The 11005-nt window shown below is 64.7% G+C and carries 8 protein-coding genes and 1 pseudogene; 7 read left to right on the top strand and 2 right to left on the bottom strand.

What is annotated here, in order from left to right; genetic code table 11:
- Nucleotides 1-526, top strand: a 526-nt coding sequence (locus tag NKI70_RS26745; protein ID WP_352578003.1) for an IS110 family RNA-guided transposase, incomplete at its 5' end; no start/stop codon positions are given.
- A gap of 255 nt (nt 527-781) precedes the next feature.
- Here the strand turns inward: NKI70_RS26745 and NKI70_RS26740 are convergent.
- Nucleotides 782-1478 (bottom strand): annotated as a pseudogene (locus NKI70_RS26740) (IS630 family transposase); the annotation flags it as partial.
- Between the two features lie 130 nt (nt 1479-1608).
- Nucleotides 1609-2802, bottom strand: a complete 1194-nt coding sequence (locus NKI70_RS26735; RefSeq protein WP_352694563.1) for a DUF1173 domain-containing protein — start codon at nt 2800-2802, stop codon at nt 1609-1611.
- A gap of 185 nt (nt 2803-2987) precedes the next feature.
- Between NKI70_RS26735 and NKI70_RS26730 the strand changes: the two genes are divergently transcribed.
- The 6 genes from NKI70_RS26730 to NKI70_RS26705 all read left to right on the top strand — a co-directional run bounded on the left by NKI70_RS26730 (nt 2988) and on the right by NKI70_RS26705 (nt 10998).
- The gene (locus tag NKI70_RS26730) at nt 2988-7568 is read left to right on the top strand and encodes a strawberry notch-like NTP hydrolase domain-containing protein (protein ID WP_352725380.1); all 4581 of its coding nucleotides are present in this window, start codon (nt 2988-2990) and stop codon (nt 7566-7568) included.
- 12 nt (nt 7569-7580) lie between these two features.
- Entirely contained in the window at nt 7581-8636 is a 1056-nt protein-coding gene (locus NKI70_RS26725; RefSeq protein WP_352725379.1) for a DUF7146 domain-containing protein, read from the top strand.
- A gap of 247 nt (nt 8637-8883) precedes the next feature.
- Nucleotides 8884-9825 (top strand): DUF2493 domain-containing protein, encoded by a 942-nt coding sequence (locus NKI70_RS26720; protein ID WP_352693596.1) that lies wholly within the window; start codon nt 8884-8886, stop codon nt 9823-9825.
- Nucleotides 9826-9887: 62 nt separating this feature from the next.
- Complete coding sequence (locus tag NKI70_RS26715; protein ID WP_352518109.1) at nt 9888-10148, top strand: type II toxin-antitoxin system prevent-host-death family antitoxin; 261 nt, start codon at nt 9888-9890, stop codon at nt 10146-10148.
- Nucleotides 10138-10557 carry a hypothetical protein gene (locus tag NKI70_RS26710; RefSeq protein WP_352518116.1) on the top strand — a complete coding sequence of 140 codons (420 nt, stop codon included), beginning with the start codon at nt 10138-10140 and terminating at the stop codon, nt 10555-10557. Before NKI70_RS26715 ends, NKI70_RS26710 begins: the two co-directional genes overlap by 11 nt.
- Nucleotides 10558-10716: 159 nt before the next feature.
- Nucleotides 10717-10998: a type II toxin-antitoxin system TacA family antitoxin gene (locus NKI70_RS26705; RefSeq protein ID WP_352693593.1), complete on the top strand. Its 282-nt coding sequence runs from the start codon at nt 10717-10719 to the stop codon at nt 10996-10998.
- The last annotated feature ends 7 nt before the right edge of the window (nt 10999-11005 follow it).

The following is an 11005-nucleotide window of genomic DNA, read 5'->3' as shown; positions in this document are numbered from 1 at the left end:
TCATGGCTCCGCCATCCCAGAGGCCGCCCGTCCGATCCTGTGTCTGTTCGTGGAACAGTTGCGCTCGCTGGATGAGAGGGTGGCTGTGCTCGACCGCGAGATCGCCCGGCGCGCCAGGGAGGACGCGGAATCGAAACGACTGATGACTATCCCGGGGATAGGATCGATCACCGCGACTGCTCTCGCCGCTCTGGCTCCGTCGGCTCAGACCTTCAAAAGGGGGCGTGATTTTGCGGCCTGGCTGGGGCTCACTCCGTTGCAGCGTTCCACGGGCGGGAAGCAGAAGCTTGGCGAGACGTCCCGCATGGGCGAACGAACTCTGCGCCGCCTGCTCATTATAGGGGCCAGCGCTGCCGTGCGCTGGGCGATGCGGAAGGGGAAATCTGCGGACCCATGGCTCATGCGCATGCTGGACCGTAAGCCGCCCATGTTGGTGATCGTCGCGCTTGCCAACAAGACGGCACGCATCGTCTGGGCATTGATGGCGAAAGGCGGAACCTATCGGGCTCCGGCGGTGGCGGGTTAGTTCCGCTCGGCCGGAAGGCCTCGAAAGTGTGAGAAGGTCAAACGGAGAGTATGGCGCAACGGTCAACGAGACGGGATCGGGAAAACCAGATCATGGATACGTGCCTTGAGCACGCGAGATTGAATTGGACCCGCTCCGCGAACTCCCATACGGGCCCGCGGCATGTGGAACGCCGCATCAGAGGCCGGACACATGTCAGCACCCGACCACGCTCCTCATTCTTCATATAAGATTCTTCTTGCGCTGACGGGGGCGTCCACACATATCCATGACGACGATGTCGCCGGGTTTCAGCACGGTGATGAGCTGCTGCTCGACATAGGCGCGGAAGCATTGGCCGTTGATTGGCCCGTCGAAGACGCAAGGTGCCGCGAGCCTATCGCAGCGCAGCGCGCCGAGGAAGGTCAGCGTGCGCCAGTGGCCGTGCGGGGCCAAGCCGCGCAGCCGCTCGCCCTTCGGCCCCCAACCGCGCAGCGGAGCCATGTTGGTCTTGATCCAGGTCTCGTCGATGAAGACCAGATGCTGCGGATCGAGGCCGGCCTGCCAAGAGCGCCATCGCTGACGCCTGCGGGCAATATCAGCGCGCGCCTGCTCAAGGGCGAACAGCGTTTTTTTTGAAGCTCAGGCCCTCGCGGCGCAGGAACAGCCAGACCGCGTTGTGCGAGACCTTGACCCCGCGTGCGGCCAACTCATCCTTCAGACCATGCAGTGTCAGATGCGGCGTCTCACGCACACGCGCCTCGATGAAGGCACGGTGCGGCTCCAGCACCCTCTTGCGATGTCCGCCCATCTTGCCAGGCGCAACCGAGCCAGTCGCCCGATGGCGCTGCAACAACTTCACCGCCGCCGAAACCGAAATGCCGAACCGTTTCGCGGCCGACCGGCGGCTCTCGCCACCCAAAACCGCCGCTACAACACGTTCGCGAAGATCATCCGAAAGAGGTCGCGTCATCCGATGCTGGCCTCCACTCCAGCCAGCATCTTGAATCACAAAACCGACTGATCCGGAATCCCCTTCGATTCCGTCAAATCAGGAACCGCTCTAAGGCATACTGAAGCAGCGACGGAAATTCCGCCGACATTCAAGGCGGTAGCGGCGGCATATCGCTTTCGCCGACCCGCCATACCCAGGAGCCGATCTCCGGACGCGCGGCGATCATTTCATCGAGCGACGCTTCAAAGGTCTCGTCCGCTCCGGCCGGAACGACAAAGAGCGCTGTCGGCTCGTCCCTGTTCTGAAGCAACGCATTGGCGATCGGCTGGTCGGGTTGCAGGTCAAAGCGCAATCCCTTCACGCTCTTCTCGCGAAGACGAGCCAGCCCATCGACGAGCCTTTTCTCCAGGATCGTCTCGTAGGGAATCCAGTTCTCGGACACCACCATCAACGCGATCTCCTCGACAATGGCGAGGCCGGCCGGGTTCAGTCCGAACGTCGCGATCGTCATGAGATGTGAGCTGGAATCCGCTGCCCACAGCGACAATTCTTTCTCAAAACGCGCCTGCAAGCGGCGATGCAATGCATCATCGATGATGAAGGGAAAGCCGGGCAAATGTCTGATGACAAGTTTCTGACCGGATCGGGCAGGAACGATCTCTTTCACCTCGCCAACCAGAACCAGTAGCTTTCGTGGGCCGGATTTCGGCGGGAGCGCCATGCCGAGAGCCGCATTGCGACGATGTTCGATCGCTTGCCTGTTCTCGGCGCGAAACGGCTCGGGCACGAACAGGATATTCGCGAGCGGGTCGCCCCGCACCGTCATTTGCCCGGCAGCCTCGAGCAGATGCCAGCGGACATTCCACCAATGTCGCTTGCCGGCCCATCGGGATGTCCAGATCGTCAATTCGGCCTCGTGCCAGAGATAATGAAGGAGGCCACGCAGCGACATCCTCCTGGGATCGGCGGTTGCGCTGGCGGAACTTTGCCCCGCAGGCACGGATGCTGCCCGGCTCCCTGTCTTCGACAGGCTGAAGTCCAATTTGAGGGCCGCCATGCCGCTTTGCGGATCAAGCTGTATCGCGCTGCCCATCAGCGCGCCCAGCCCGGACAGTTCGTGAGGTGATTCATAGGAATCGCAGGACGGATCATGCCCGCCGCCGCTGAGCGGCATGCGCTTGATCAGATGAAGGTCGCCGATGCGGGCGATGTACATCGGGCAGCTCGGCTCGCGGCACAGGCATAGCGGACGCTCGGTGCGGGCATAGGCGTTCGCCAGCGCCGCCTGCAGGTCAGGCGCTCCCTCCTCGTAGACCGCACTGCCAATTCTGAACCGTCGCATCACCTCCGCAGCTCCAGGTCGCCGCCGCATCCCTGTCCGCGCATTCAAGTCATGGCTTTGTGCTGAGTGCAACCCCTTTGGTGCATCGGCGCCAGAGGCAGAGGGGAGCCCAGAGGAGTACGGCCCGGCTGGCGCGGAGAGAGTGCCGGCGCGGGCGCCACTCCCATCTCGCGAAGGACATCTCCATGAACATTGTTTCGACCACCTCAACCGTCGCACGTACGGCCGCTTCCCTTGCGGCGCCGGCACAAGACGCCATCGACACCGCCCAGGCGATCCATCAGGCGGGAATGCTGCTTTTGCCTTTCCTCGAACAGGGCGAGCCTGTCACCACCGCCGCACTGCGCACCGCCATGACGACAAGTTTTGGCGGCAGCGATGCGCAAGGGTTCTGGGTCTGGAAGGACGCCTATGAGGCGCTCGAAATCGCCCAGGTGCTGTTTCTGCGCCGGTTCGGCCCTGCGGTTCTGTCCCGGTCCACCACGCCGCAGGCAACGCTGGCGATGATGAAGCGCATCGCCGAACTTCTTCCCACTCATACGCGACGGTCCGACGAGAGCCAGGCCATGCAGCAGCTCTCCACGCCCTTGCCGCTGGCCTTCGTCACGGCGCACGCCGCGGCGATCGCATCTTGCGACCTCGTTCTCGAACCCTCGGCCGGCACCGGTCTGCTCGCCGTCCATGCCGAGATGGCGCGCGCCTCGATCGCTCTCAACGAGCTTGCAGCGACACGCGCCGATCTCCTCGGCCTTCTGTTCCCGCGCGTTCCCGTCTCGCGGCACGACGCCGCCCATATCGACGATCATCTCGACGCGGCCATGGAGCCGTCCGTCGTGCTGATGAATCCACCCTTCAGCGTCGGCGCATATGTCGACGGCCATGTCGCCGATGCCGCATGGCGGCACCTCTCTTCCGCATTCGCACGCCTGCGTCCGGGCGGACGCCTCGTTGCCATCACCGGCTCCGGGCTGTCTCCCGAAAACGCCAAATGGCGGCCGGCCTTCGAACGGTTGCAGCAGCAGGGCACCACCGTCTTCACCGCAGCGATCGACGGCCGTGTCTACGCCCGCCATGGGACGACGGCTGAGACCCGCTTGACCATCATCGACAAAGTTCCTGCTAACGACCCAACCAGCTTCTCCGGCTCGCCGGGCAAGGCCACGAATGTCGAAACGCTGCTCTCCTGGATCACGGATCTGCCGCCCCGGACACCGGGCGGCTTTCCGAACTCGACCGGTACATTGTCCAACGGCATCGTGCGCAATGCCGCCATGCACATGGGTGCCCAATCGGGAGCGAGAGCCGCACCCCTCGGTGCCTCAACGGCTGCTCCGAAGGCCATCCAATCGGTCCGCCCGACTGCGCGGGCGAAGCCCGCCCGCCAGGTCATGGCAAACAGCACGCCGGCTGTCCCCCTCGCCTATGAGCTGCGCGACTGGATGCCGGAGGAGGGCGGCCGGCTCACCGACACGATCTACGAACCCTATGCGCTCCAGTCGATTGACATTCCCCGCGCGAAACCGCATCCGACGTCGCTCGTGCAGTCGGCCGCAATGGCCGCCGTCGCGCCGCCAAAGCCTTCCTATCGGCCGCTTCTTCCTGATGCGATCATCGACGAGGGCCTGCTGTCAGACGCCCAACTCGAAAGCGTCATCTATGCCGGCGAAGCCCATTGCGGCCATCTCACCGGCGCCTGGACTGTTGACGAGACCTGCGATGTCGTCTCCGCAGCGCCAGAAGGTGCTGAGAACGCGGTCCGCTTCCGCCGCGGATGGTTTTTGGGTGACGGAACCGGCTGCGGCAAGGGACGGCAGGTCGCCGGCATCATCCTCGACAATTGGCTACAGGGCCGCCGCCGTGCGATCTGGATTTCCAAGTCGGACAAATTGCTGGAAGACGCCCAGCGCGATTGGGCAGCACTCGGCCAGGAAAAACTTCTCGTGCAGCCACTCTCGCGCTATCGGCAGGGCACGCCGATCCGCCTTGCCGAGGGCATCCTGTTCACGACCTACGCAACCCTGCGCTCGCAAGAGCGGGAGGGCAAGAAATCCCGGATCGCCCAGATACTCGACTGGGTCGGCCAAGAGGCGAGGAGGGACGAAGGCCCGACGGGGAACAGAGAAAACTTGGCGGGGAGGCCCGAAAGCCAGACGGGGATTAAAGAAAGCCAGACAGGGATTGGAGAAAACCCGTCGGGGGCGAAAAAATCTTTCGATGGCGTCATCGTCTTTGACGAGGCCCACGCCATGGCCAATGCCGCTGGCGGCAAAAGTGAGCGTGGCGACGTCGCGCCCTCCCAACAAGGCAGGGCGGGCCTGCGGCTGCAGCACGCGCTGCCCGATGCCCGCGTTGTCTACGTCTCCGCGACCGGTGCGACCGCCGTCGAGAACCTGGCCTATGCGCAGCGTCTCGGCATTTGGGGCAGCGAGGATTTTCCATTCGCCAACCGCGCCGAATTCGTCGCCGCGATCGAGGACGGCGGTGTCGCGGCGATGGAAGTGCTCGCCCGCGATCTCAAGTCGCTCGGCCTCTATGCGGCGCGTTCGCTTTCTTATGACGGGGTCGAATATGAACTCCTCGAGCACGAGCTGTCCGAGGAGCAGATCCGCATCTACAACGCCTATGCGGACGCCTTCCAGGTCATCCACAACAACCTGACCGCCGCACTCGAGGCGACCAACATCACCAGTGAGTCCGGCACGCTGAACCGCAACGCCAAATCGGCGGCGCGCTCAGCCTTTGAAAGTACCAAGCAACGCTTTTTCTCGCATTTGATCACCTCGATGATGACGCCGACCCTGATCGGCGCGATCGAGCAGGACCTCGCCGACGGGCATGCGGCAGTCGTGCAGATCGTCTCGACCAGCGAGGCGCTGATGGAACGACGGCTTGCCGAGATCCCCACCGAGGAATGGTCGGACCTGCATGTCGACATCACGCCGCGCGAGTATGTCGGCGGGTACTTGATGCATTCCTTCCCGACCCAACTGTTCGAGGAGTATTCCGACGCGGAGGGCAACGTCTACTCGCGGCCTGTCCACGACGAAGATGGCAACCCGGTCCAGTGCCGCGAGGCGGTTCGCCGGCGCGGCGAGATGATCGAAAAACTCGCATCGCTGCCGCCGGTCGGCAGCGCCCTCGACCAGATCATCCATCATTTTGGCACAGACACCGTCGCCGAGGTGACCGGCCGCTCGCGCCGCATCGTCGAGAAGACCGGCCGCGACGGCATCGACCGGCTGGCCGTGGAAAACCGCCCTGGCTCGGCCAATCTGGCCGAGACCCAGAGTTTTATGGATGACGACAAGAGCGTTCTGATCTTCTCCGACGCCGGCGGTACAGGCCGCTCCTATCACGCCGATCTCGGGGCCAGGAACCAGAGGCTGCGCAAGCACTATCTGCTCGAGGCCGGCTGGCGCGCCGACAACGCCATCCAGGGTCTCGGAAGGACCCACCGCACAAATCAGAAGCAACCGCCGCTGTTCCGGCCGATGGCCGCCAACGTGAAGGCTGGCAAGCGATTCCTGTCGACGATCGCGCGACGGCTCGACACGCTTGGCGCGATCACGCGCGGCCAGCGCCAGACCGGCGGGGCAGGGCTGTTCCGGTCCGAGGACAATCTCGAAAGCCCCTATGCCCGTGCGGCCCTTCGCCAGTTCTATCTTCTGTTGCACCAGGGCAAGATCGACGGCTGCTCGCTCACGACCTTCGAGACGGTAACCGGCCTGTCGCTGACGACGGATGAAGGTGGTTTGCGCGACGAGCTGCCGCCGATCACGACCTGGCTCAATCGCCTGCTGGCGCTGCGCATCGAGACCCAGAACCTGCTGTTCGAGGTGTTCGAGCAGTTGATGGCGGGAAGAATAGAAGGCGCCATAGCCGCCGGCAATTATGACAAGGGTCTGGAGACGATCACGGCGGAGAGCATCGTCGTCACCGATCGTAGGACCGTCTATACCCATCCAGTCTCCGGCGCGCAGTCACATGTGCTCACCGTCGCGCGCAAGGACCGTATCCGGCCGCTCGGCCTCGTCGACGCGCTGGCCATCGTCCGGGCGGAGCCCCAATCGGTTCTGTTGGTGAACACACGGTCGAGCCGCGCGGCGATCCGGCTGCCGACGGCGAGCCTGATGCTCGACGACGGAACCGTCGAGCATCGCGCGCGCCTGCTGCGGCCGACCGACGAGCTGCGCTTCGGCCTCGACGCACTTGCCGAAACCCATTGGCAGCCGACCGACCGAAAACTCTTCTGCGAGCTGTGGGACTCGGAAGTCGCCGCCGTCCCGGAGTTCACCACCAGCACCTTTCACATCGTGACGGGTCTGCTGTTGCCGATCTGGCGTCGGCTGCCGGACGGCGACTGTCGAGTCTATCGAATCCAGACCGATGCCGGGGAGCGCATCATCGGCCGCCACATCGCGCCGACGCTGGTCGCCACCATGTTCCGCAATCTGGGTCTCGACGATGTGCCGAGGCTGGCGCCGGAAGATGCCTGGACCGGGCTCGCCGACGGACGGATTGGACTGCAACTCGCCGATGGCCTGATCCTGCGCCGCAGTCGGATCATGAACGACTACCGTGTCGAATTGGTCGGCTTCACCGACGCGATGGTCCCTCGGCTGAAGGCGCTGGGACTGATCTCCGAGATCATCGCCTGGAAGCTCCGGCTGTTCATCCCGACGACCGCGCAAGGGTCCGCCATCCTCGCCGCGCTCCTCGACCGCCATACGCTGGTTGGTGTCACCGACCGTACCTCGGCGACTTGAGGGGAGGCGATCATGACCGGCTCGGCCTCCGAGCTGGCACGCCGCCTTGGCGAACACGCCGAGGCGGTGTGCCGGGAATATCTCTCCAACGGCCATCGCTCCGGCAATTACTGGATGGTCGGCGATGTCCACAACACGCGCGGCCGTTCCATGCATGTGCGGCTGAGGGCAAACGCCAAGGGCCCGGCGGGTAGGTGGGTCGACGAGGCGACGTCTGAATTTGGCGATCTGCTCGATGTCATCCGTGAAAGTTGCGGCCTCGTCGACTTCCGTGACATCGCGGATGAAGCACGTCGCTTCCTCTCCATGCCGCTGCCACCGCCCCAGCCCCAGCCTCAGCCCCTTGGCGCGCAGTGCCAGCCAGCCGCGAAACGCGGCTCCCCTGAGGCTGCGCGTCGTCTGTTCGCCATGTCCCAGCCGATCGCCGGCACGCTGGCCGAACGCTATCTTGCCGGCCGCGGCATTCTGCTTTCGACGCACGAGCGCGCGCTGCGCTTCCATCCCGGCTGCTACCATAGGAATCTCGTAACGGGCGAGACGCAGACCCTGCCTGCGCTGATTGCTGCTGTCACCAACCTCGACGGGCGTATCACCGGCCTGCAACGGACTTGGCTTGATCCTTCGGGTCACGGCAAGGCGCAACTCGCGGATCCACGCCGCTCGCTGGGGGATCTCCTTGGCAACGGCATCTGGCTAGGCCATGAGCCCGGCATGCCCGTCCCGGTCATGGCGGCCGGCGAGGGCTTCGAGACGATGGCTTCGCTTAAGGTGGTGATACCGGCGCTGCCTGTGGCGGCCGCCACCTCGGCCAATCACCTCGCCGGCCTGAGGCTTCCGCTTGGCTGCCGCCGCCTCTACATCGCAGCCGATGCCGACGCTGCCGGCCGGCACGGCATCGAACGCCTCAGCCAACGCGCAGGCGAGGCCGGGATCCTCGCCCTGGTGTTGCGGCCGCAGCTCGGCGATTTCAACGACGATCTGCGCCATTCCGGCCCGGCCCATCTCGCGGCATGGCTCAGCGATCAGCTCGTCCCGGATGATGCCCGTCTCTTCCTGTCGCCCGGATGAACGGGTCGGGCTGGCAGGCGGGCCGGCACGGCGTCGCCGGATAGCCTGCAGGCATGGCGGCGGTCCGCCGGAGAGGCTGCGCCCGCGGCCTGCCCGAGAGGCGATCCCTGCCACCCCCGGGTCACGGCCGCAACGGCTGCGCCGTCCTCCGCTTCGCTTCGGCCTTCGGTGCGGCCGCGCCCCGGGGCGCGGCCGGTATGCGCTGTCAGGCCGCGATGGGCGCGGCCGCAACCGACGGAGACACGCCATGACCTACGAGCTTCCCTTCGACGACGGCTACGAGCCTTACCACGCCTCCTCGCCGACCGACCGCGTCATCCTCGAACTGCAGATGTACGGCCATCGCCCGCATCAGGACGAACCTGATCCTCGGCCACTTCCCGACGACGAGGTGATCCGGGCCGGCCTCGCCGGGATCGTCGAGAGCTTCGCCGGCATGCTTGGCGACACCAGGCTCGAACCCGATCTCGACGACCTGCTCTGGTCCTTCGCAAACGTCTTCCACCGCGCCGCCGAGCGCGTCGCCCGCAGCCTCGATCGTAACGAGGAGGCCCAGCGTTCGAGCCAGCAGGAGCAGGACGGCTCGGAGGTGAAGTCCGTCGAGCTGGAACGGCTCACCTCCGAGGGCATCACCTATATCGAGCGCCGCAACGTGCTCGAAATCATGCGCGATGAGGCCGCCGACCTCTACGAAGCACAAACCGGATCGGCATGGCGGCCGCGCACCGGCTCCAAGGTCTCTCATCAGGCGATGACCGCGTCGGTGATCGACTCCAGAGACTTCCTCGCCGCCCGCCGCCACGCCGAATCCGAGGTGCTCGTCCCGGCCGGCACCAAGATCGCCTTCGCCGGCGGCCTCGACTGCAACGATCACGACCGGATCTGGGAGGCGCTCGACAAGGCCCGCGAGAAGCATCCCGACATGGTGCTGCTCCACGGCGGCAGCCCGCGCGGCGCCGAGCGCATCGCCGCCTGCTGGGCCGAGAGCCGCAAGGTCACCCAGATCGCCTTCAAGCCGGACTGGAACCGGCACGCCAAGGCGGCTCCGTTCCGCCGCAACGACCAGCTTCTCTCCGTGGTGCCCTACGGCCTGATCGTCTTTCCCGGCTCCGGCATCACCGACAACCTTGCCGACAAGGCCCGTCGGCTCGGCATCCCCGTCTGGTGGTTCGCGGAGGGAGGCGCGTGAGCGCCGTTTTCTTGCAAATCAAGAAAATCTGGATAATATGGAGATCGACAAGGAGTACAGCCATGCGTCAGTTCACGACAGGGGATCTCAACAAGCAGGTTGGCGACGTCACCGACGTTGCCAGCCGCGAACCCGTTATTCTCACCAAGCACCGCAAACCCCGGTTCGTGCTGATGAGCTACGAGCACTACGAACGGATGCGCATCGGCAGTGATCCCCGCCGCGCATACCATGTCTCCGAGATGCCGGAGGAACACACGGAACTCTTCGCCGCCGAGATCGACCGACTAGCGCGCGGGGAGGGATACGATGATGAGCGGTAGATTTCTGCCTGGTCAGGTGATTTCCTACCCGTATCTTTGGGCATGGCAACACGAGCGCGGCGAAACGGAAGGCCGCAAGAGCCGGCCGACCTGCGTGGTCATCGCTGTCGGCGGCGCAAGAGATGGCCTGACCCATCTCGCGCTCCTGGCGATAACCACCCAGCCACCGCCCGGCGATCGGGTCGGTTTGGAAGTCTCCGCTATCGAGTGCCGCCGCGCCGGTCTGACCGATCTCAAACGCTGCTGGATCGTGGTTGACGAATACAACTACGATATTGCCGAACGCTCCTGGTACATCGAATCCGACGGTAAGCCCCTCGGTCGTTTCAGCAAGGCATTCATGATGAAGATCGCAGGCGCCTTTATCGAAGCGCGCAGCGAGGGCCGCCGCGTCAGCCGTCTGGATTGAATGTTCTGTTTTCGCGGCAGGGAGCATACCTCGGATCGGATCAGTCCGCCGTTTCCGCATGCCTGTACGCCGGTCGCAGGAGCAGGAATGTTCGTTACGCAAATCCGGTGTCATGCCCCATTGCACCGACGTATACCCATTCCAGCACAGGAACGCACCATGGCTGCCGCCGCAAATAGGAAGATATCCGTCTCGATGCGGTTTCGCAGCGATGATCTCACCATCATCGACCGCGGCGCGCAGCTGCTCGGCCTGTCGCGCACGGAGTTCATGCGGCGCGCAGCACTCCACGAGGCGCAGGCGGCCATCCTCAACGAAACCGTCATCCGCGTGTCCCCGGAAGCCTATGACGCCTTCATGCAGGCGATCTCAGCCCCGGCCGCTGCGCCCCCGCCGAAGGCGACCGAGCGGCTGCGTCGGCCCCCGTTCGGGAACCGCTAGTGGCGCT

Source organism: Mesorhizobium sp. M0500 (assembly GCF_040321165.1).
Lineage (GTDB): Bacteria > Pseudomonadota > Alphaproteobacteria > Rhizobiales > Rhizobiaceae > Mesorhizobium.
The sequence above is the reverse complement of the archived record's forward strand: the minus strand, read 5'-3'. Positions and strand labels throughout refer to the sequence as shown.

Coding starts and splice junctions, on each gene's coding strand:
- NKI70_RS26715 (WP_352518109.1), top strand. CDS start 9,888: ATGCGTCAGTTCACGACAGGGGATCTCAACAAGCAGGTTGGCGACGTC.
- NKI70_RS26710 (WP_352518116.1), top strand. CDS start 10,138: ATGAGCGGTAGATTTCTGCCTGGTCAGGTGATTTCCTACCCGTATCTT.
- NKI70_RS26730 (WP_352725380.1), top strand. CDS start 2,988: ATGAACATTGTTTCGACCACCTCAACCGTCGCACGTACGGCCGCTTCC.
- NKI70_RS26725 (WP_352725379.1), top strand. CDS start 7,581: ATGACCGGCTCGGCCTCCGAGCTGGCACGCCGCCTTGGCGAACACGCC.
- NKI70_RS26735 (WP_352694563.1), bottom strand. CDS start 2,802: ATGCGACGGTTCAGAATTGGCAGTGCGGTCTACGAGGAGGGAGCGCCT.
- NKI70_RS26720 (WP_352693596.1), top strand. CDS start 8,884: ATGACCTACGAGCTTCCCTTCGACGACGGCTACGAGCCTTACCACGCC.
- NKI70_RS26705 (WP_352693593.1), top strand. CDS start 10,717: ATGGCTGCCGCCGCAAATAGGAAGATATCCGTCTCGATGCGGTTTCGC.